Genomic DNA, 21,427 nt, shown 5'->3' on the forward strand with positions numbered 1-21,427 from the left:
CCGCCTGGCGCACAGCCCTTGTCAATGCGATGCAGGACGGATTCTTCGTTGCCGACGCCGATCTCACGGTCCTCGAGATCAATGACGGCTTCACCCAGCTACTCGGTTATGGCGCAACACAATTGCCGTGGCGCAGGCCGCATCCCTGGTGGCCGGACGCCGAGAACGACCCCGAGGGTTTCGCACTGATCGCCGCCGCGCACGAGGTCATCAAGGCCGAGGGGCGCGGGCGTTTCGTACTGCCGCTGCAGCATCGGGACGGTCATCGGCTCTGGATCGACGTTTCGCTGGACTCGCTGCGGGATCAGCGCAAGGGCACACCACTGCTGGTCGGCACGTTGCGCGATATCACCGCACAGTATTTGACCGCCGAGCGTGATGCCGCTGTCGCGCGACTGGCCGGTCTGCTCACCGGGCTCGACGACAGCGCCACCGTGGTCCGAGTCGGTCTGGCAGAACTGCGGGACGTCTGGCAGGCCGAACGTGTCACGTTGCTCCGCTTCGACCAGCTCGATGCGCCCGATGCGCCGGTGGTGATCGCCGGCACCGGTCCGATCGCACCGCCGGAGGGTGACCTGCCACCGCAGCAGGCCGCCGAACAGGCCCGCGCCGGAAACCTCTGCACGGTCGCTCCCCCGGGCGCGGGCGCCGCCACGGTGACCGCGGTCGGCGCGCCCCTGTACGACGGCACCGATCAAGCGATGCTGTGGTTCGAATTCGGGCATCCACGACCGTTCACCGTCGCGGATCGGACCCTGATGGTGCAGCTGACGGCGCATCTGCAGCGGGCGCTCGGGCGCGCTCGGGCCGGTGATGAGCAACGTCAGGTCGCCCTCGCGCTGCAACGCGCGATTCTGGGGCCCGCCGATCTGCCTCCCGGCTTCGCTGTGCGCTACGAACCCGCCAGTTCGACCCTGGAGGTCGGCGGCGACTGGTACGACGTCGTAGAGCTGCCCGGAGAGCGCTACGGCGTGGTCGTGGGTGATGTGGTCGGCCACGGTCTGCCCGCGGCAACCGCCATGGGTCAGCTCCGCAGCGCCGCGCGAGCGCTGCTGCTGGAGAACACCGGGCCGGGCGGCGTGCTCGCGGCGCTGGATCGCTTCGCCCAACGCCAATCGGGGGCCTACTGTGCCACCGTCTTCTGCGCGGTGATCGACCCGGCCTCGCGGCGCATTCGATACAGCAGCGCCGGGCACCTGCCCGCATTGCTGGCCGAACCTGATGGGAACGTCCAGAAGCTGCGGGACGCGCAGTCCTTGCCGCTGGCCGTCCGCATCGGACGCGAACGGCCCGAAGCGACAACCGACATTGCGGCGGGTTCGCTGCTACTGCTCTATACGGACGGACTTGTCGAACGACGGCAGGAGATCATCGACACCGGTATCGAGCGCGCGGCAGCGGCACTGGCCAAGGCTGTCCGTCTGACTCCCGATGCCGCTGTCGAATACCTGTGTGGCTCACTGCTCGACGAGGGCAATCCCGACGACGATGTGGCCCTGCTGGTCTACCAGCAACCGTGATCCGGCAGAACCATTGTGCCGGAGCCGAATTCAGCTGATCGGAGGCGAACCTTCCAGCGCGTCCTCGACGGTGTCGAACAGCTCGAGCAGCTGATCCAGTGCGGCCACCTCGATGGGGCGGCGCACGGCGTAGGAGGGGACGACCCGGAGCGCCTGCGGCTGCGCGTCGGACGCGGCGATCAGCACACTCATACCCGCCGAACCGAAGAATTCGACCTTGGACATGTCCACCACCACCAGCGGCGGATGGTCGCGCTGCGCTTGCTCCAGAGCCGAACTCAATACCGGTGCGGAAGCCATATCGACTTCGCCGTCGACAGTGAGCACCACACTCGCGCCGTGGGACCGCTGCTGCACCGTCAATATGCGTGACACAGGTTCAACCTACCGTGCCCGCGCGCCCCCGCCGATCAGCTTGCGACCAGATACGGCGTCAGGTGCGGGACGGCCTCGGCGACGTGCAGTGCGGGGATGCCCGCGCCGATGGCGTCGAAGCCCCAGGACGCGGGTGTGCGGAACAGTCTGCACACCACCAGCGCCGTGTGGGGGCCTCCGGTCAACATGTAGCGAGTGATCTCGACAGTGGATCCGGCATCGACAAAACGGCAGTAGGCATTGTCGATATTCGCGAAACTCTGCCCGGTGTAAGAAGTTACGACGACGATGACCATGGTGACCTCCGGCGCCATCCGCACCAGGTCGAAAACGATCACCTCATTGTCCCCGGCGCCCTCACCGGTCTGGTTGTCACCGGTGTGGCGGACCGAGCCGTCCTGCGAGATGAGCTGGTCGTGAAAGACGACATCCACCAGTCGATCACCACTGAAAAGCAGTGCCGCCAAATTCAAATCGAACCTGAAGGCATCGGCCACGGTACCGTCTGGCTGTTCCACCAAGCCGAATTCCGATGGGTCCCAACCCAATGCGACCGCAACGCTTTCCAGCGTCGTACCATCGGGATTCTGCAGCGCTATGGACACCGAGTGTCACCTTCCGATCCGAGATTTGTTCCGGCGCAGCTATATCCGATCAGCTGCCCACAGTGCGGTCTTTCCCGGAGTTCGCGGGTCGAAACAGGTTGCGTGACCCTCGGCTCGACAGCACGTCGGCAACGAGGTCGAGCTACTCGAACCAAACAGTCGACCGCAGACTGTTTGGCACCTGGATTCGGGGGTACTGGAGGGAGGTGACCTTGATCGAGCAACGACTTGTGAGCCCGTTCCGCACGGCGAATCCGAACACCGCCACCTCGGTGTGGACCGGCCCTCACCAGCGCCGATACCTCCAGGCCCAGCGTCAGACCGCCGCCGTCGCGATGGCCAGCAGCGCCCTCGCCGGCGTGATCCTCACGCTCGGCATTCTGCCCGGCCTGTAGTCGATCACCACCCGAGGCACGCTTCGCACTACCCGGATTTGACCACCGACCACTGTGTCACGGGGAGTTGCGGTCGCCATGAGGTGAATCCGCCCAGCGGTTCGGCACGATAGACCTGGAATCGGCGCAACGTGCCACCGTGTTCGGCGGCCAGCCCGGTCAATTGCGCCTCGGATTCCGCGGTCACCGCATTGGCGACCAATCGCCCGCCCGGGGGCAGGCGGTCCCAGCAGGCTTCGAACATGCCGTCCTGAGTGAGGCCGCCACCGAGGAATACGGCGTTCGGAGCGGGCAGGTCCGCAAATGCTTCGGGGGCCGCGCCGCGCACCTCGATTCCGGGGACACCGAGTGCGGCGGCATTTTCGCTGATCTGCTTGCGGCGGCTCTCGATTCGCTCGAACGTGATCGCGCGGCACGACGGATGGGTGCGGGACCATTCGATGGCAATGGTGCCCGAGCCGCCGCCCACATCCCACAGCACTTCGCCGGGGGCGGGGGCGAGTGCGGCCACGCTGAGGGTGCGGATCTCGTATTTGGTGAGCTGACCATCACCGCTGTAGACCGCGTCCGGCAGGCCGGGCAGCCGGGTGAGGCGTGGGGCGGCCTGATCCGCGACACAGTCGACGGCGACGATATTCAGCGGATCACCGGGTGGCCGTTCCCATTTCGCGGCGACGGCGGCGGCGAGCTGTTCGCCTGGGCCACCGAGCTGCTCGAGCACGGTCAGCGTGGACGCGCCGAAGCCGTTGCGCGCCAGGACTTCCGCCAGCTGTGCGGGTGTGTGCTCGTCGGAGCTGAGTACAAGAATCCGGCGCCCGTCGGCCAATTCGGGAAGAACCGTTTCGAGGCGACGGCCGACCGCACTCACCACGGGAGTGTCCGCCAGTCCCCAGCCCAGCCGTGCGCAGGCCAGTGACGCCGAGGACGGCTGCGGCAGCACGCGCAGGGCGGATGCGCCCACCAGCCGTGCGAGGGTCACGCCGATGCCGTAGAACATCGGATCACCGCTAGCGAGCACGCAAACCCGCATGCCCGCAAACTTTTCCAGTAATCCGGGCAGGGCAGGTACCAGCGGCGACGGCCACGCGACCCGTTCGGCCGCGCTCTCCGCATCCGGTACCAGCGCCAGCTGCCGCTCCGAACCGAGCAGCACCTGCACTTCGGCTATAACCCGCCGGGTCGCGCCGCCGAGCCCGTCCCAGCCGTCGGCGCCGATTCCGGCGACCACGATCGGGTCGCCGGACCACGACAGCGCCGGTACCTCGGTCATCGCGGCGCCCGCCGCCAGATCGATTGCGGCACAAAGCGTATGGCGATGAACAGGAGCTTGATGGTGCGCGGCACATTGACCACCCGCGAGCGCCGGTACAGTCCTCGAACCACCGCGTCGGCGACCTGGTCCGGGGTGCTGGAGAGCGGGGCCGGTTCCATGCCCGCCGACATGCGGCCGACGACAAAGCCGGAACGAATCAGCAGCAGGTGAATTCCGGTGCCGTGCAGGGCATCCTGCAGGCCGTTGGTGAAACCGTCGAGCCCGGCCTTGGCCGATCCGTAGACGTAGTTGGCGCGGCGCACCCGAATACCGGCGATGGAACTGAAGACCACCATCTGGCCCGATCCCTGCTCACGCAAGAGCTGCGAGAGACTGGTCAGCACGCTCACCTGTGCCACATAGTCGGTCTGCACCACGGCGACCGCATGCGCCGGATCCCGTTCCGCGCGAGCCTGATCCCCCAGCACACCGAAGGCCAGCACCGTCACCCCGAGCGGTCCGTGCTCGGCGATCACCTTCTCCAGCAAACCGTGGTGGCTCGCGAAATCGTCCGCATCGAATTCCACGCAGTGCACCGCATCCGCACCCGCCGCCCGTAATTCGGACTCCTGTGCTCCCAGCTCGCCGCTGCGCCGCGCCGCCAGCACCACCACCCGGCCCGGTGCGAGCCGCCGCGCCACCTCGAGCCCGATCTCACTACGTCCACCCAGCAAGAGCACGACGCCCGCATCGGCGTCCCGCGATCCCAATCCCATGGCAAACAGTCTGCCATCCGCCGCGGAGCGCCCGGCGCGCCAACTCACGCGACCCGCACGCGCCGAGTCTGCCCGGGGTCGTGATTGCTACCGTCGTGCTCATGCCGAGCACCGAGACGCGTTTCGAACTCTCGCCCGCCGCCGCCGAATTCGTGACCGAGCGGCATCTGGCCACGCTGACCACCCTGCGGGCCGATGGCACGCCGCATGTGGTGGCGGTCGGATTCACCTGGGATCCGGAGTCCGGGCTCGCGCGGATCATCGCCGATGGCGCGTCGGTGAAGGTGCGCAATGCACGGCGAGGCGGATATGCGGCGGTGAGCCAGGTGGACGGAGCGCGCTGGATCACCCTGGAGGGTCCGGCGACGGTGCTGGACGATCCGGAGTCGGTGGCCGGCGCCGTCGAGCGCTACACGGGGCGTTATCGGCAGCCTCGGGAGAATCCGACGCGGGTGGTCATCACCATCGCCGTACAGCGGGTGCTGTCGAGCAGCGGCTTCAAGCCGGGCGCGTAGCTCTGCGCGTCGCGGGATAGAACCGACCGGTCGCACTACCGTGGATGCCGACCGTTCCGCTCTTCCCGCACAGGAGGCAGCAGGTTGGCGCTCTACGACACCGGCACCCCCGCCGGGCAGCAGATGGTCGCGCAACTGCGGGCGATCCATCAGGAATTACGGCGCGATCTGGCCGCCATCCAGCAGGCCATCGGCCTGCTCGCCGAGGAGAGCGCGGACCATGCCGAGGTCGCCGCGCTGATCAATGGGCTCACCGTCGCCGACTTCGCCTGGCAATTGCGCGTCAACTGCGACTACTACTGCCTGGGCGTGAACCGTCACCACGCCATCGAGGACGATGCCATGCTGCCCGTTATGCGCCGCCGCTTCCCCGAGGAACTGGGCGCGGTCGTCGATCGCCTGAGCGCGGAGCATCACGCGGTCGCCCGATTGACCACCACCACCCGCAGGGCCGCGATCAACCTCACGGCCGATGCCGCCGATATCGCCGAGCTGCGGCAACTGCTCACCGACCTCGGCGATCATCTCCTCGCGCACCTCGACTACGAGGAGGCGTCGCTCTTCCCGTACTTCCTGCGCATGGACACCGACTGGCACTACGGCTGAAAATGCCGTCCCGCCAATGCCTTTCGGCACGATGGGACGGCATCGGAACGAACCTGTCTACAGCCGGGTGAGTCCGTGCGGCTGCTTGTTCATCGACTCGCACCCGTCCTCGGTGACCACCACGATGTCCTCGATGCGGGCGCCCCACTCGCCGGAGAAGTAAATTCCCGGCTCGATGCTGAAGGCCATGCCTGCTTCCAGAACCAGATCGTTGCCCGAAACGATGTAGGGCTCCTCGTGCACCGACAGGCCGATCCCGTGGCCGGTGCGATGCACGAAGTACTCGCCCACCTCGGCGGCGATGAGCACGTCGCGGGCAGCCGCGTCGATGGACTGCGCGGTCGCTCCCGGGCGCACGGCGGCGACGGCGGCCGCCTGCGCGCGCTCCAGCTCCGCGAACTGCGCCGCCACTTCCTCGGACGGCTCGCCCAGCACATACGTGCGGGTGGAGTCGGAGAAGTAGCCGGGCTGCACGGGTCCGCCGATATCGATGACCACCACATCCCCGTCCTCGATGATGCGGTCGGAGACCTCGTGGTGCGGATCCGCACCGTGCGGGCCGCTGCCGACGATCACGAAGGCGGCGCGGGTGTGGCCCTCCTCGATGATGGCGGTGGTGATATCGGCGGCCACCTCGGCTTCGGTGCGGCCGGCGCGCAGGAATTCACCCATGCGGGCATGCACCCGGTCGATGGCCGCGCCCGCGCGCCGCAGTGCGTCGATTTCGCTGGGGTCCTTGAGCATTCGCAGTTCGCGCAGCACCGGGGTCGCCGATACCGGGAGAGCGCCGAGCCGATCGGCGATGGGCAGCAGGTGCAGGGCGGGCATGGCATCGTCGACCGCGGTCCGCGCACCGGCATTGAGCACCGACTTCACCAGCGCGTACGGATCGACGCCGTCGACCCAATCGATCACCTGCAAACCCAGTTCACCGGCCGCGGAACCACCCAGCGACGCCAACTCCATCTTCGGAATCACCACCGACGGTGTCTCCCCGGACGCCGGCACCACCAGACAGGTCAGCCGCTCGAACGACTGCGCCGTGGACCCGATCAGATACTGCAGATCCGGACCGGGGGTGATGAGCAGCGCGTCCAGGTGGGCGGCCCGGGTCAACTCGGCCGCCCGCTCCAACCGCACCCCGTAGACGTCCGCTGTGAACCGTGACTCGTCATGAGAGCTCATGCCCCCGACGTTACCCGGCGCACCCGGACCATTCGATTCGGTCACCCGGTCGTGTCAGCACACCCGCAGCGATACGGCCGGATTGCGCTGAGGCGATGCAGCTTCCGTCGCCCGCAACTCACAACACGCGGAATCGGACCGGCCACGCCAGACTGCGGCCCGCATCGTCGAGGTGATGCAGCAGGTAGTTTCCGGCGGCCGGAGCCGCGACCGCCCCGGCGGCGAACTGGATTCCCGCCGCGTGCACCAGCCCGCCCATCGACATGACGACCTGGTCGCCGGTGCTGCCGGAGGGCAGGTCCAGCGTGTACAGGGGTGGCGTCGAGGGCACATCCCGGGAGGCCGCGCCCTCGGCGTAGACGGCCAGCCGATGCCCTGCGATCGGACCGGCCAGCGCATAGGTCACCACAAGATCGCGGCCCGCCTCGTACATGGACCGATCCGCGAGCAGCCGATCGAACGGCGCGGCATCGTCCGCTGTGCGGCCCCGCGCACCGGTCTCCACGAAACCGCGTGTGCGGCGCAGGAATCCGGCATCGAGATCCGCGGTGACCGACAGGTCGTACCAGCCCGCACCTTCGGCGGCGGCATCGAATCCGAGCGTCCAGCTGCGCGCCTCCCCCGCCGGAACATCGATGTGCCACGGGCCGTCAGCCCGATACGCATTCGAAACGACCGTGAATTTCGCCGCCTGTGAACCCGGATTGGCGAACGCGAATTCGACTGTGCGAGAACCGGAGACGGCCGCCGTCGCCGTCACCTCCAGCGGTGCGCCGGGCGCGGCGAGATCGCCCGCGAAGCGCCGCTGGAACCCGTCCGCGCCGTAGACCGTGTAGTCGTATCGCCCACCCGGAGCGGTGAAATCGCCTGCCGCACTCGCGCCGGGACCGACATCGAAGCGGGCGGGAGTGAAGTTGTCCACGAAGGCATTCGGGTACACGGCGAACTGCGTGGCCGCCGTGCCACGGTTGTCCATGGTGACGGCGATCGCCCCCGAGCGCTGCTGCGCCCGCGCACCCATCCGGTACGGCAGCGGCACCCGTGCGACGCTCCCGCCGTTCTGCACGGGCAGCTGCTGGACAGCCGGAACAGGTTGCGGTGCACCACTACTCGACTGTGGGGCGGACGCCTGCGCACTGGGCAGCACCGGGGCCGCCGCAGCGGAGAAATCCAGCACCGAGGTCAGATCCCCGCTCATTTCGCGCCGCCACGCACTGATATTCGGTTCCTCGACCCCGGTCACCCGCTCCAGTAATCGCAATACCGACGTGTGATCGAACAGTTCCGAACAGACCTGTCCCTTGCTCCAGGGCGACACCACCAACAGCGGAACCCGCGCGCCCAGACCGAGATTGAGCCCGTACAGGTATTCGTCGGCCGTGCCGGGCGGCGGCGTCGGTGCGGGGATGTGGTCGAAATACCCGTCGTTCTCGTCGTAATTGATGATCACGACGGTCCGATCCCACACCTCGCGATTGTCACTGATCGCGGCCAGCAGATCACGCACCACCGCCTGACCGTTGCGCGGCCCCCACACCGGATGCTCGGATTGGGCCTCGGGCAGCACAATCCACGACACCTTGGGCAGTCGCCCCGATTCGACATCGGCGCGGAACGCCTTCGCCACCGATCCGGCCGGCGTGCGCAGCAATCCGCGCTCCACCAGCGCCCGCTCCAGCTCCGACAGCTCGGCCATCCCGCGCTGCAGCGCGGGATCCATGGTGTCCGCGAGCTGTGGTGCGCCCAGCAGCTTCTGGTAGTACCCATAGAAGGTCCGGAAGGGGCCGCCCTTGCCGGTGTCGGTGTACTTCAACGCATTTCGCGCGGCCGCCCGGAAGGTGGCGTAGTACTCGAGCGAGTTGTCCCCGTAGTTGTCCCACTCCTGATACACCTGCCAGCCGACGCCGGACTGCTGCAGACGTTCGGCATAGGTCGACTCGCGCAATCCGGTGATGGCCTCCTCCAGCAACTCTCGGCCGTCGGGAGCCTTCAGCGCGGCAAAGGAGAACAGCGCCGACGGCACCGAAAGTCCGATGATGGGGTCCAGCGCCTTCAGCAGCGGTGCGGGTACGCCCGATGCCCCCTGTAGCGCGGCGGCGATCACATCGACCACGACGCCGATCGGCTGGCTCTCTATCCACGGTGTGAGTTCGGGTGTCGCGTACAGCGTTTGCTGCAGCATGGAGTCGAAATTCTCCAAGGCGTACGGGTTCTTCACCACCCCGGAAAACAGGTAGTGCCGATTCGGATCGGTCGGGCCGTTGACCGAGCAGTGATTGCGATCACACAGCGTGAACGCCTCTGCCAGTTGGTGATAGAACTCCAGCGATCCGCGGCCGTATCCAGCCATGGTCCCGGTGCCCTTGGCCTCGATCCAGCCGTCCCAGCGCCCGTCGGCGGCGGCGCGGTGCCCGGTGTCCGCCGTGTGATCACAGCCCGCCAGGTTCTCCAGCTCGGTGCGGAAGGGCAGCACATACCCGTCGCCCTGCGGCTGATGGAATACCGACCGCCCGCTCGGCAACTGCAGCGCATTGAGGTCCGAATACCCGCGCACCCCGGCCAGCGTGCCGTAGTAGTGATCGAAGGAACGGTTCTCCTGCATCAGCACGACCACATGCTCGATGCGGTCCAGTCCACCCGCCGGGGCCGCATCCGCCCAGGCCTCCAGCAAACTCGGGGGCAACAGTGACAGCGTCCCGGCCGTCCCGAGGTTCCGCAGAAAACTTCGCCGATCCATAACTCTCCATCCGGCTTCTCACTGACGAACCCACCGTGACCCGAGACGCGACCCTAGCGGCTGCACGGCGTATCCGCATCGAGCTCGGCACGGCACCCGCCCCCGTGTCGGGGCTGCGCGGTACCGTCTGGCATATGAGCGCCCCCGCCACCGGTCCCCTGTTGCTGCTCGACGGTGCCAGCCTCTGGTTCCGCGCCTTCTACGCGATTCCCGAGAAGATCACCGCACCCGACGGGCAACCGGTGAATGCCGTGCGCGGCTTCACCGATATGGTCGCGGCGCTCGTCAAACAGCACGCCCCCAGCCGCCTCGTGGTCTGCCTGGACCTGGATTGGCGGCCGAGGTTCCGGGTCGATCTGATCCCGTCCTACAAGGCGCAGCGGGTCGCCGACACTGTCCCCGCCGACGCCATCGGCCCTGTGGCCGAAGAGGTTCCGGACACGCTGACCCCGCAGGTGGACATGATCATGGAGGTGCTCGCGGCCGCAGGCATCGCCACCGCGGGTGCGGCAGGTCTGGAAGCCGACGATGTGATCGGCACCCTCGCCACGGTGGAACGCGATGCCGACGTGATCGTGGTCAGCGGTGACCGCGATCTGCTGCAACTGGTGCGCGATACCCCCGCACCGCGGGTGCAGGTCTTCTACGTCGGCCGCGGCCTGGCCAAGGCCGAGCTCTGGGGCCCGGCCGACGTCTCCGCGAAATACGGTGTGCCGGAAGCGAACGCGGGCATCGCGTACGCCGATATGGCCACCCTGCGCGGGGATGCCTCCGACGGCCTGCCCGGTGTCGCGGGCATCGGCGACAAATCCGCCGCCCAGCTGATCACCAAATTCGGTTCGATCGAGGCGCTACGAGCGGCGGCCGCCGACCCGGATTCGGACCTCGCCAAGGGCGTGCGCGCGAAACTCGTTGCGGCGGAAGATTATCTGAAGGCCGCCACCACGGTTGTACGCGTGGTTCGTGATGCCACGGTGGAATTCTCGCGCAGTGACGAGCTGGCGCGCGAGCCCGCCGATCCGGCGGGCCTGCAGGCGCTGGCCGTCGCGTACAACGCGGAGAGCCCGGTCAAGCGGCTGATCGCCGCCCTGGCCAAGCGCTGATCACAGCGGCCGAAGCTACAGCGGCCAAGTCTCCGGCTTACCGTTCAGGTCGGAGATCACGGCCTGCTTGAACCGGCCGCCGTCCAGATTCCGCAGCGTGATGTGGGTCGGACCGGTCGAGACACCCCCAGTGGCGCAATCGGGTACGCAGACCCGCCGGTACTCGATGCCGTCACCCTCGGCAGTATCGGGGCCCCAGGAACTCCACGCGATGTTCTTGACCCACAGGCCGCCGTCCCCACATGCCAGCAGCAGATTCGCCGGACGCGTCACGGACTGGGCGGGGTAGCTCGCACAGTCGTTGACCACGGGATCCGGCACCGCGGCATGCACCACCGCGGGAGCGAGGGCCGCGGCCACCACCGCGATTGTGGTCACGCTCCAAGACGCCTTACGCACAGCAGTTTTCATCGCACCCCCACTCCTAGCCATTTTCAAGATCACCGGCCACTCTACTCCGGCAATCGGCCCGCATCACCCCCGAAAATGCCGCAGGCCCGGGGTGATCGTGAGATCACCCCGGGCCCAGCGACTGTCGTGCTATCGATCAGCTCGGGCGGCCGACCTCATAGGTGCCATCGGTCTTGGTGACCTTGATGGTGACCTTCTTGGCTTCGCCGCCGACCTTGAGCGAGCAGTCGAAGGTCTTGTCGACCTCGACCTTCTGGCCGGACGGGCAGCTCACATCCTGGACATCATCGATGCCGTAGGAATCCTTGAGCACCTTCTGGACACCGGTCGCCACGGCTGAATTGTCCAGCTGATCCTTGGCGGTCAGTACCAGCACACCACCGATGACGGCGCCGAGCACCACCACGACGGCGGCCACGATGCCGATGATCAGGCCGGTCTTCTTCTTTTTGGCCGGCTGCGGCTGCGGCCACTGCTGACCCGGCTGCCCGGGCTGACCCGGCTGGCCCTGCTGCGGCCACTGCGGCTGGCTGCCCGCCCACGGCTGCTGACCGGTCTGCGGGGGCTGCTGTCCCCACTCCTGGCCGGTCACCGGCTGCTGCGGCTGCTGGCCCCACTCCGGTTGACCCGGCTGCGGCTGACCCGGCTGCGGCTGACCCGGCTGCCCGGGCTGCGCCCACTGCGGCTGGCTCTGTCCCCACTGCTGACCGGGTTGCGGCTGCTGCGGTTGACCCTGTGCCCACGGCTCCTGCCCGGGCTGCGGCTGCGGCGGCTGGCTCTGCGCCCACGGCTGCTGCGGTTGCTGCTGGTCTCCCCAATTCGTGGTCGGCTGCGCAGGCTGCTGACCACCCCAGTTCGGTCCGGCGCCGCCGGGCGCGGGCTGGCCGCCTCCCCAGTGCTGCGTCGGATCGTTGCGTCCCTCCCCAGTGCCTGGGGCGTCGTTCGGTCCGTACGGGCCGCTCATTTGCTTGCCTCCACTCGCAATCCGATGTACACACGCTAGCCCCCCGAGCAGGAACACGCTCGTGAACCCACCGCGGTCGGTACGTCTACAGAATCAAAGCACAGTCCAATTGGCTACGCCGCGTCCACCGCGACGACACCCCGCCGAATTGCCTTGACCGCCTTGGACGCGGTGGCCGCGACCTCCACGTCGTCGGCGGTGTTGTGAATCTGATCCAGCATGTCGATGATCTGCCGGCACCAGCGCACGAAATCGCCCGCGGAGAGCGGGTTTCCGCGATCCCCGCTGGTGAGCAGGGCGTCGGCGAGGTCATCGCCGCGCGCCCAGGAATGGATGCCGTTGACGAAGCCGAGGTCCGGCTCCCGGGTCGGTGGCAGGCGATGCCGGGATTCGTCGGACCGCAATTGCGTCCACACCCCGATGGTCGCGTCGACCGCCCGGCGAATGGGCGCGGTCGGGCCCGAGGCGCCGAGATAGCCGCCCTCCTGGCGGGATTCGAACACCAGGATCGACACCACGGACGCCAACTCGGCCGGACCGAGCCCGCGCCACAGGCCTTCCCGCAGGCATTCGGCCACCACCAGATCGGCTTCGGCGTAGATGCGCGCCAAACGCCGCCCGTCGGCGGTCACCTCACCGTCCTCGACATAACCGCGTTCCCCCAGCAGCCCGAGAATGCGGTCGAAGGTACGGGCCAGCGAATTCGTCGTCGAGGCCACCTCCTGCCGCATGGACTCGGTTTCCCGCTCGGTCCGGTTGTAGCGTTCGCCGAGGCGCGCCAACTGTTCCCGATCCGGGCGTTCGTGTGCTGGATGGTTGCGCAGCGCACGCCGAAGCGCCTGCAACTCATGGTCGTCGGCGGCCTTGGACTTCTTGCCACCGCGCCGGCCCCCGGGCACCACGATGCCGGTGCTGCGCAGCGCCGAGGCCAGATCCCGGCGTACCCGGGAGGTCCGGTGATCGACGTGCCGCGGCAGGCGCAGGTGCCCCAAAGACTGCGCGGGCGTCGGGAAATCGGCGGCCGAGACCCGGCCCGCCCACTTGTCCTCGGTGAGCACCAGCGGGCGCGGATCTCCCGGTGTCTGATCGGGTTCCAGCACCACGGCAAGTCCCTGGCGACGTCCCGCCGGAATCGCCACCACATCGCCGCGCCGGAGCCCGGCGAGTGCGGAGACGGCGGCGGAGCGGCGGTCGGTGCGGCCCTGATTCTCGATCGCCCGTTCCCGGCCCCGAATGCGCTCGCGCAGTTGGAAGTACTCGAGGAAGTCGTCGTCGCCCAGCTGTGAGCGCAGCTTGCGCAGCTGGGCCTCATTGCGTTCGATGCCACGCACCAGGCCCACGACCGACCGGTCGGCCTGGAACTGCGCGAAGGACCGCTCCAGCAGGCGCCGCGCATCCTCCGCACCCATCCGGTCCACCAGATTGATGGACATGTTGTAGCCGGGCCGGAAGGAACTCTTGAGCGGATAGGTACGCGTGGAAGCCAATCCGGCCACCGCGCTGGTGTCCAGTTCGGGATTCCACATGACCACCGCATGGCCCTCGACATCGATGCCACGCCGCCCCGCACGACCGGTGAGCTGCGTGTACTCCCCCGGTGTCAGTTCGGCATGGGTCTCGCCATTGAACTTCACCAGGCGTTCGAGCACCACTGTGCGCGCGGGCATATTGATGCCCAGAGCCAGTGTCTCCGTGGCGAATACGGCGCGCACGAGGCCGCGCACGAACAAATCCTCGACCGTGTGCCGGAAGGCCGGCAGCATGCCCGCGTGATGCGCGGCGAAGCCGCGGTGCAGCCCTTCGCGCCACTCCCAGTAGCCGAGCACCTCGAGATCACCGCGCGGCAGCTCGCCGGTGTGCTTCTCGATGATCGCGTCGACCTCCGCGCGATCGTCGCCGCGAGTGAGGTCAAGCCTCGAACGGACACACTGCTGCAGCGCACCGTCACAACCCGCACGGCTGAAGATGAAGGTGATGGCCGGCAGCAGCCGCTCCTCTTCGAGGCGAGCGATCACCTCCGGCCGCGGCACCGGGCGGAAGAACCGGCGCGGGCCACCGCGACCACGCCCGGGCACGCCGAAGTGCTCCTGACGATCGGCGGCTTCGCGCTGCTTGATGAAGCGCACCAGATCCTCGTCGACCAGCACCTTCTGATCGCTGGACTTCGCGTCGAACAGATCGAACATGCGCCGCCCGACCAGGACGTGCTGCGAGAGCGGCACCGGCCGGGTCTCGTCCACTATGACCGCGGTATCGCCGCGCACCGTCTCCATCCACGCGCCGAACTCCTCGGCATTGCTGACCGTCGCCGACAGGCACGCCAGCCGCACCTCGGGCGGCAGGTGCAGGATGACCTCCTCCCACACCGCGCCGCGGAACCGGTCCGCCAGGTAGTGCACCTCGTCCATCACCACATACGAGAGCCCCTGCAGCGCATCGGAACTCGCGTAGATCATATTCCGCAGCACCTCGGTGGTCATGACCACGACGGAGGCGTGCGGATTGATGGACTGGTCACCGGTGAGCAAGCCCACCGTCTCACGCCCGTAGCGCGCGGTCAGATCGGCGAACTTCTGGTTCGACAGCGCCTTGATGGGCGTCGTATAGAAGCATTTGCCGCCAGACGCCAGCGCCAGGTGGACGGCGAATTCGCCCACCACGGTCTTGCCGGCGCCGGTGGGCGCACAGACGAGCACACTGTGCCCGCCCTCCAGCGCCTCACACGATTGGCGCTGGAACGGATCCAGCTCGAATTTCAGCTCGGCGTCGAATGCCGCCAGTTCGCCAGTAAGCGACCTTGATGTCACCGTCAGAGGGTATCGGAGTAATCCGACAGGCTGCCCGTTGTTTTCTCCGGCGCGGCCGCGGGAACCGGCTGCGGAGTCTCGACCGGTGTCACGCCGCCAACGCTGCCGTCGGCCGCGAGCGGGGAAGCCTCGTCATCGGAGAGGTTGCTCCAATTCTCGGCATTGCGAGCCTTGCGCTTGTCATTGATGCGCGCGATCTGCACCGCCATCTCGAACAGGACGGTCAGCGCCAACGCCAACGCCAGCATGGAGAACGGGTCCTGCGGCGTGACGATCGCGGCAAAGACGAACAGGCCGAAGATCAGTCCGCGCCGCCACTTGGTGAGCCGCTCGTAGGTGAGCACACCGAGGAAGTTCAGCCCCACGATGAGCAGCGGCGTCTCGAAACTCACACCGAACACCACGAGCAATTTGATGATGAATCCGAAGTACAGCGAACCGCTCAATGCGGTGATCTGGGTGCCGTCACCGATGGTCAGCAGGAAGCTCAGGGCATGGGCGACAACGATATACGCGAGCACCGCGCCGGTCACGAACAGCGCGGCTCCGGCGGTGACGAAGGTGATCGCATACCGGCGTTCCTTCGAGTACAGGCCGGGCGTGACGAAGGCCCACAGCTGATACAGCCACACCGGGCAGGCCAGCACGACACCCGCGGTCGCACCGACCTTGAGGCGCAGCATGAACTGCTCGAACGGTGCGGTGGCCAGCAATCGGCAGGCCCCGTCCGGGCTGAGATTGGCCCGGCGGTCCGCTGGCAGGGCGCAGTACGGCCCGGTCAGCACATGCCCGAGACTCTCGATCCCGAAGATGGTGTGTGAGTACCAGTAGAAACCGAACAGCGTGGTGACCGATATGGCGGCCAGCGCGATGAGCAACCGATACCGGAGCTCCGCCAGATGATCCACGAGCGACATGGTGCCGTCGGGATTGGTGCGGCGGCGGCTGCGCCTGGGGTCGAACGGAATACGCATGTGTGTGTGACTGCCTCGCTGCGAGTGAACGCCCCGGACCCGGACAACGCTTGACCCGGGATGAGTATCAACTCACCCCGGCATCGAATGGTGTCAGACCTGCGGCTTCTCGACGTTCACGGGCTGCGGTGCGACAACCGGCTGCGCCTGTACGGGTGCAGCCGCGGGGAGCTGCTGCTGCGGGGCGGGGGGCGCCTCGGGAGCGGCCTCGCCCGTCTTGGCCTCGTTCTGCATCTGGCTGACTTCGCTCTTGAAGATCCGCATCGACCGGCCGAGGCTACGAGCCGCGTCGGGCATGCGCTTCGAGCCGAAGAACAGCAAGAAAATCAGCGCGACGATCACCAAGTGCCACGGGCTGATGGCGCCTGTCATTTCCTACCTCCAAAGACTGTGGTGTTTCAGATGCTACCGGACATGCATATGCCCGGCGGCCGCGTCAAGAGCCGGAGCGGCTCACCGCACTCAGCTGTGCCAGCAACTCCGGCCCCGACCACGTGCGTTGGTCACCGTTCTCCGCAGCTGTCACGAGTTCGATCAGGCGCTGGTTCACCGGGGTAGGCAAGCCGACCATGGCGCCCAGGCTCACGATTTCACCACAGAGCCAAGGGATCTCGGTCTTGCGACCCGCCGCCAGGTCATCGGCCATGGAGGAGCGGGCCACCGGATCGATGGCCAGCACCCGCCCGGCAACCCGGCGGAACAGGCCGTCGGGAACGGTCAGCAACCGCACCATGGCCTCCGGCGGCAGCACGGTGAGGCGCGCGGGTTCGATGCGCGCCGCCGTCATGACCGTCAGCGCCTCGTGCTGGGCCAGCGCCAGACAGCGGCGGTAGTCACGGGTACCCAGCTCCTCGCGCAGCGGGCGACCGGACAGCGCATTGATGGGATTGTTCAGATTCAGCAGCAGCTTCGCCCACTGGACGGGCAGCAGGTCCGGATACCGCTTCCAGCCGAGACCGGACTTGTGCAGGACCGGCGCGAACCGGTTCAGCACCGCGTCATTGGCGACCGCGATGCCGCCCGTGGTGCCGCGATGGAATCGGCCGTTCTCGTGATGCACGACATTGAACATCACCATTCCGGCCAGCACCACACATGAGGGCAGGATCTCCCGGATGACGGTGTCGTTACCGATGCCGTTCTGCAGGCTGATCACCACCGTGCCGGGCTTGATCAGCCCGGCCAGTTCCTGCGCGGCGGCCGCGGTACCGGCGGATTTCACGGTGATGAGCACCAGGTCGGCGTCGGCCACTCCGGACGGATCCGTCGCCGTCCGGAACGCCGCCGGCTCGACCCGATCGTCATTGCCGTCGAGATCGGTGAGCCGCAGACCGGAGGCCTCGAGCTCGCCGAGCATGCGCGGCCGGCCCACGAACGTGACATCCGCGCCCGCCGCGGCGAGCTTTCCGCCGACGTAGACGCCGATACTGCCCGCGCCGAGCACCATCACCCGCTGTGCTGCACTCAAGCGGGACCGACCTCCTCGAGACCGGTCAGTTGAAACTCCGCCGGATTGTCCTGGGCCAGCGCCGAATAGGCGGCCAGCGCGGTGCCCGAACGTTCCCGTACCGCGCTCACCAGCTCGGGCGGGCCGAGCACGGTGACACCGCCGCCGAAGCCGAGCAGCAGGCGCGCCATCCAGTCCAGCGTGGCGAAGCGCATGGTGGCCTCGATACTGCCGTCGGAATGCAGTGCGACGCGGTGCATCTGGTACTGGTCCAGCACCCAGCCGTAGTCGGCGCGAATCAGTAAGCGCGCCAGCGGGACCGCCGCATCGTCGACGAACAGGTCCAGGGCGGCGGTCTCGTCGAGGGCGGCCTCGGCGGGCGGGCGGGCCGGCTCGTCGAGTTCGGTGGCCTCCTCGATGCGGTCGAGACGGAACAGGCGCACGCCTTCCGCCTGCCGGCACCAGGCCTGCAGATAGCTGTTGTTGTCCACCAGGACAATACGAATCGGGTCCACGACACGTTCGGAGACCACGTCACGGCTGGCGGAGTAGTAGACCAGGCGCAGGGCGCGGTTCTTGGCCAGCGCGGTGCGCACGGTCGCCACGGACGGCGCTTCGACCGGCGCCTGTACCGCCTCGAATTCTCTTCCGGAGATGGCGGATTCGATTTTGGCGGTCGCCGAATGCGCGGCACTCGGGTCGACCATACCGGGCAGGTCAGCGATGGATCGCAGTGCCACCAGCAGCGCCGTGGCCTCCAGCGAGGTCAGGCGCAGCGGCCGGTCGATGCCGGCGGAGAAGGTGACCTCGATGCTCTCCTCGGAGAATGACAGATCGATCAGATCACCGGGCCCGTAGCCCGGAAGACCGCACATCCACAGCTGATTCAGGTCGCTCATCAGCTGTTTTGTGGTCACACCCAGTTCCGCGGCCGCCTCGGCGGCACTGATCCCGGGGTGCGCCTGGAAGTACGGGACCATATTCAGCAGTCGTGACAACCGCACCGACAGCCGGGTGTTGGCAGCCGCGGCGGCCCGGCGTTCCCGGGAACCGCTCGATACTCGCCCACCGTCCGTGGCACTCTGTGCATCTTTGCGTGCACCACCCCCGTCGCTCATGCCGACACCTCGTTCCGCTCCAGCACCGACTTGAGCCTCGCAATCACGTTCTCGCGCAATTCTTCCGGCGCGAGCACCAGGGCGTCCGCCCCCAATCCGGTTATCAGCCGGGCCAGCCAGTCACGCGAGCGGATCGGCACCTCGACAATGGCGCCGGGGCGTCCGCCGAGCGCACGCTCCTCCATGATCGCGCCGAGCCGGCGGATCTCCTGACCGCGGCCGTCTGCCACCCATACGGTCGCCGAGCCCGCGATCGGCGCCTGGCTGGTGACCTCGGCGACCACCGCGCGCAGATCCACGCCCTCGGGCTTGTGCACGGCATTGGCCGGGCCGTATTCGGTGACCGCCTCGCCGATCCGGGAGACCCGGAAGGTGCGTTGTGCATTGCGTGCATTGTCGTAGCCGACGAGATACCAGCGGCCGTGATGGGTGACCACACCCCACGGCTGCACATCGCGCTCGATCGGATCGCCGTGCGATTGCCGATGCAGGAAGCGCACCGACCGGCCCGCATCGACGGCCGCGAGCAGCTTGCTCAGCACCGGTTCCGATCCGCGCGTGCGCGCGGGAACGGCGGGCACGGAAGCGATGCCCGCATCGGGTTCCACATGGATGCCGGCGGCGCGCAGCTTGAGCAATCCGCCCTCGGCCGCCGCGGCCAGTTCCGGAGACTCCCACAGCTGCACGGCCACCGCGACGGCAGCCGACTCCGCGCTGGTCAGATCGATATCGGGTAGCTCGTAGGCATCGCGATTGATGCGATAGCCCTCCGCGCCCGAGTACCGGCTGATGGGGCCGATTTCCAGGGGAATGCCCAGATCGCGCAGCTCGTTCTTGTCACGCTCGAACATGCGGCTGAACGCCTCATCGCTCGCGGACTCCTCGTACCCGGCCACACTGTCCCGAATCCGCTCGGCGGTCAGGAATTGGCGGGTGGACAGCAGCGCGATAACCAGATTCATCAACCGCTCGACCTTGGATATCGCCACCCGTTAGAGAGTAGTGTGTGCGACCCTCGCGCGCGTAGGGCGGTGTTTGATTTGCCTCCGCTGCGCTCCGGCGGGTTCGCGGCCCCCTTTGTCTCGTTCTTCCCTCCCTCCGCTCCTCCGCTTCGCTCCCCCGCTCCAAGGCGCAGGTCTATGGAGCCGCAGTCCAGAACGAGACGGGCCGCGAACCTCGAGTGCGGTTCACGGCCCGTCTGCTGCGGAAATGTCACATCGAGGCGATCAGGCGATCGACTCGTTCGTCGACCGAGCGGAACGGGTCCTTGCAGAGCACGGTGCGCTGCGCCTGGTCATTGAGCTTCAGGTGCACCCAGTCGACCGTGAAGTCGCGGCCGGCTTCCTGTGCGGCGGTGATGAAATCGCCGCGCAGTTTGGCGCGGGTGGTCTGCGGCGGTGTGTTGACCGCGGCGTCGACCGCCTCGTCCTCGGTGATGCGCTTGGCCAGACCCTTGCGCTGCAGCAGGTCGAAGACGCCGCGGCCGCGCTTGATGTCGTGGTAGGCCAGATCCAATTGCGCGATCTTGGGATCGGACAGCTCCATGCTGTAGCGATCCTGATAGCGCTGGAACAGCTTGCGCTTGATGACCCAGTCGATCTCGGTGTCCACCTTGGCGAAATCCTGCGCCTCGACGGCATCGAGAGTGCGGCCCCACAGATCCACCACCGCGTCGACCTGCGGATCGCGGTCGCGATTACGCAGGTGCTCGACGGCGCGGGCGTAGTACTCGCGCTGGATTTCCAGAGCGCTGGCCTGTCGCCCGCCCGCGAGCCGCACCGGACGTTTGCCGGTGAGATCGTGCGAGACCTCGCGAATGGCACGAATCGGGTTGTCCAGAGCGAAGTCCCGGAACGCGACCCCCGCCTCGATCATCTCCAGGACGAGCGATGCGGTGCCGACCTTGAGCATGGTGCTCGGTTCGGCCATATTCGAGTCGCCGACGATCACATGCAGGCGGCGGTACTTCTCGGCATCGGCATGCGGCTCATCACGAGTGTTGATGATGGGCCGCGACCGCGTGGTCGCCGAGGAGACGCCCTCCCAGATGTGCTCCGCGCGCTGCGAGAGGCAGAACGTGGCGGCCTTCGGCGTCTGCAGGATCTTGCCGGCGCCGCAGATGAGCTGACGAGTCACCAGGAAGGGCAGCAGCACATCGGATATCCGGGAGAACTCGCCCGCACGCACCACGAGGAAGTTCTCGTGACAGCCGTAGGAGTTGCCCGCGGAGTCGGTGTTGTTCTTGAAGAGATAGATATCACCGCCTATGCCCTCTTCGGCAAGACGCTGTTCGGCGTCGATGAGCAGATCCTCCAGGACCCGTTCACCGGCGCGGTCATGAGTGACCAGCTGCACCAAGCTGTCGCACTCGGCCGTTGCGTACTCCGGATGTGAACCGACATCAAGGTAGAGCCGGGCACCGTTGCGGAGGAACACGTTCGAACTACGGCCCCAGGAAACTACCCGGCGGAAAAGGTACCGGGCCACCTCGTCAGGACTCAACCGACGGTGACCGTGGAAGGTGCACGTCACCCCGAATTCGGTTTCGATCCCCATGATTCGTCGCTGCACCCTATCGACATTACAGCGATGTAGTGCCCGATAAGGGTGGTGTCGGACATGCGATGCAAACGTATT

The 21,427-nt window shown here is 67.3% G+C and carries 20 protein-coding genes; 5 read left to right on the plus strand and 15 right to left on the minus strand.

Going from position 1 to position 21,427, the window contains the following annotated elements:
• On the plus strand, window positions 1–1,520 hold a 1,520-nt coding region (locus JWN03_RS16605), incomplete at its 5' end, for a SpoIIE family protein phosphatase (protein WP_297615467.1).
• A 30-nt stretch (window positions 1,521–1,550) separates the two neighbouring features.
• Here JWN03_RS16605 and JWN03_RS16610 read toward each other — a convergent pair.
• Window positions 1,551–1,895 carry an STAS domain-containing protein gene (locus tag JWN03_RS16610; protein ID WP_297615469.1) on the minus strand — a complete coding sequence of 115 codons (345 nt, stop codon included), beginning with the start codon at window positions 1,893–1,895 and terminating at the stop codon, window positions 1,551–1,553.
• A gap of 35 nt (window positions 1,896–1,930) precedes the next feature.
• Complete coding sequence (locus JWN03_RS16615) at window positions 1,931–2,500, minus strand: TerD family protein (RefSeq protein WP_297615471.1); 570 nt, start codon at window positions 2,498–2,500, stop codon at window positions 1,931–1,933.
• 212 nt (window positions 2,501–2,712) lie between these two features.
• Here JWN03_RS16615 and JWN03_RS16620 point away from each other — a divergent pair, with 212 nt between their 5' ends.
• Window positions 2,713–2,895 carry a hypothetical protein gene (locus JWN03_RS16620; protein WP_297615473.1) on the plus strand — a complete coding sequence of 61 codons (183 nt, stop codon included), beginning with the start codon at window positions 2,713–2,715 and terminating at the stop codon, window positions 2,893–2,895.
• Window positions 2,896–2,923: 28 nt separating this feature from the next.
• Here the strand turns inward: JWN03_RS16620 and cbiE are convergent, their stop codons facing one another.
• Both cbiE and JWN03_RS16630 read right to left on the minus strand, forming a co-directional pair.
• Complete coding sequence (gene cbiE, locus JWN03_RS16625; RefSeq protein ID WP_297615475.1) at window positions 2,924–4,165, minus strand: precorrin-6y C5,15-methyltransferase (decarboxylating) subunit CbiE; 1,242 nt, start codon at window positions 4,163–4,165, stop codon at window positions 2,924–2,926.
• Complete coding sequence (locus tag JWN03_RS16630; protein ID WP_297615477.1) at window positions 4,162–4,923, minus strand: SDR family NAD(P)-dependent oxidoreductase; 762 nt, start codon at window positions 4,921–4,923, stop codon at window positions 4,162–4,164. Before JWN03_RS16630 ends, cbiE begins: the two co-directional genes overlap by 4 nt.
• A 101-nt stretch (window positions 4,924–5,024) precedes the next feature.
• On the opposite strand from JWN03_RS16630, the gene JWN03_RS16635 reads away from it, so the two are divergent.
• Together JWN03_RS16635 and JWN03_RS16640 are read left to right on the plus strand one after the other, a co-directional pair.
• Window positions 5,025–5,438, plus strand: a complete 414-nt coding sequence (locus JWN03_RS16635; RefSeq protein ID WP_297615479.1) for a PPOX class F420-dependent oxidoreductase — start codon at window positions 5,025–5,027, stop codon at window positions 5,436–5,438.
• An 84-nt stretch (window positions 5,439–5,522) separates the two neighbouring features.
• Window positions 5,523–6,044 (plus strand): hemerythrin domain-containing protein, encoded by a 522-nt coding sequence (locus tag JWN03_RS16640; RefSeq protein WP_297615481.1) that lies wholly within the window; start codon window positions 5,523–5,525, stop codon window positions 6,042–6,044.
• Between the two features lie 57 nt (window positions 6,045–6,101).
• Here the strand turns inward: JWN03_RS16640 and JWN03_RS16645 are convergent, their stop codons facing one another.
• Entirely contained in the window at window positions 6,102–7,229 is a 1,128-nt protein-coding gene (locus JWN03_RS16645) for a M24 family metallopeptidase (protein WP_297615483.1), read from the minus strand.
• Between the two features lie 118 nt (window positions 7,230–7,347).
• A complete protein-coding gene (locus JWN03_RS16650) occupies window positions 7,348–9,912 on the minus strand; it encodes an alkaline phosphatase family protein (protein WP_297615485.1) in 2,565 nt (854 codons plus the stop codon).
• A gap of 188 nt (window positions 9,913–10,100) precedes the next feature.
• Between JWN03_RS16650 and JWN03_RS16655 the strand changes: the two genes are divergently transcribed.
• Window positions 10,101–11,069 carry a 5'-3' exonuclease gene (locus JWN03_RS16655; protein ID WP_297615488.1) on the plus strand — a complete coding sequence of 323 codons (969 nt, stop codon included), beginning with the start codon at window positions 10,101–10,103 and terminating at the stop codon, window positions 11,067–11,069.
• Window positions 11,070–11,084: 15 nt separating this feature from the next.
• Here JWN03_RS16655 and JWN03_RS16660 read toward each other — a convergent pair whose 3' ends face one another.
• The 9 genes from JWN03_RS16660 to pafA form a co-directional block, all read right to left on the minus strand.
• Window positions 11,085–11,447 carry a hypothetical protein gene (locus JWN03_RS16660; protein ID WP_297615490.1) on the minus strand — a complete coding sequence of 121 codons (363 nt, stop codon included), beginning with the start codon at window positions 11,445–11,447 and terminating at the stop codon, window positions 11,085–11,087.
• A 169-nt stretch (window positions 11,448–11,616) separates the two neighbouring features.
• Window positions 11,617–12,444: a DUF4333 domain-containing protein gene (locus JWN03_RS16665; protein WP_297615492.1), complete on the minus strand. Its 828-nt coding sequence runs from the start codon at window positions 12,442–12,444 to the stop codon at window positions 11,617–11,619.
• 113 nt (window positions 12,445–12,557) lie between these two features.
• A complete protein-coding gene (locus JWN03_RS16670; RefSeq protein WP_297615494.1) occupies window positions 12,558–15,251 on the minus strand; it encodes a DEAD/DEAH box helicase in 2,694 nt (897 codons plus the stop codon).
• Between the two features lie 2 nt (window positions 15,252–15,253).
• Window positions 15,254–16,225 (minus strand): twin-arginine translocase subunit TatC, encoded by a 972-nt coding sequence (tatC, locus tag JWN03_RS16675; RefSeq protein WP_297615496.1) that lies wholly within the window; start codon window positions 16,223–16,225, stop codon window positions 15,254–15,256.
• Between the two features lie 93 nt (window positions 16,226–16,318).
• The gene (tatA, locus tag JWN03_RS16680) at window positions 16,319–16,597 is read right to left on the minus strand and encodes a Sec-independent protein translocase subunit TatA (RefSeq protein ID WP_297615498.1); all 279 of its coding nucleotides are present in this window, start codon (window positions 16,595–16,597) and stop codon (window positions 16,319–16,321) included.
• A 64-nt stretch (window positions 16,598–16,661) separates the two neighbouring features.
• On the minus strand, window positions 16,662–17,672 hold the full coding sequence (locus JWN03_RS16685) for a 2-dehydropantoate 2-reductase (RefSeq protein ID WP_297615754.1): 1,011 nt from the start codon (window positions 17,670–17,672) through the stop codon (window positions 16,662–16,664).
• 17 nt (window positions 17,673–17,689) lie between these two features.
• Window positions 17,690–18,790: a helix-turn-helix transcriptional regulator gene (locus JWN03_RS16690; RefSeq protein WP_441343004.1), complete on the minus strand. Its 1,101-nt coding sequence runs from the start codon at window positions 18,788–18,790 to the stop codon at window positions 17,690–17,692.
• Window positions 18,787–19,779, minus strand: a complete 993-nt coding sequence (locus JWN03_RS16695) for a helix-turn-helix transcriptional regulator (protein ID WP_297615500.1) — start codon at window positions 19,777–19,779, stop codon at window positions 18,787–18,789. The genes JWN03_RS16690 and JWN03_RS16695 overlap by 4 nt, the downstream gene beginning before the upstream one ends.
• 223 nt (window positions 19,780–20,002) lie before the next feature.
• On the minus strand, window positions 20,003–21,361 hold the full coding sequence (gene pafA, locus JWN03_RS16700) for a Pup--protein ligase (protein ID WP_297615502.1): 1,359 nt from the start codon (window positions 21,359–21,361) through the stop codon (window positions 20,003–20,005).
• Window positions 21,362–21,427: the final 66 nt, after the last annotated feature.

The organism is Nocardia sp. (assembly GCF_025465275.1).
Lineage (GTDB): Bacteria > Actinomycetota > Actinomycetes > Mycobacteriales > Mycobacteriaceae > Nocardia.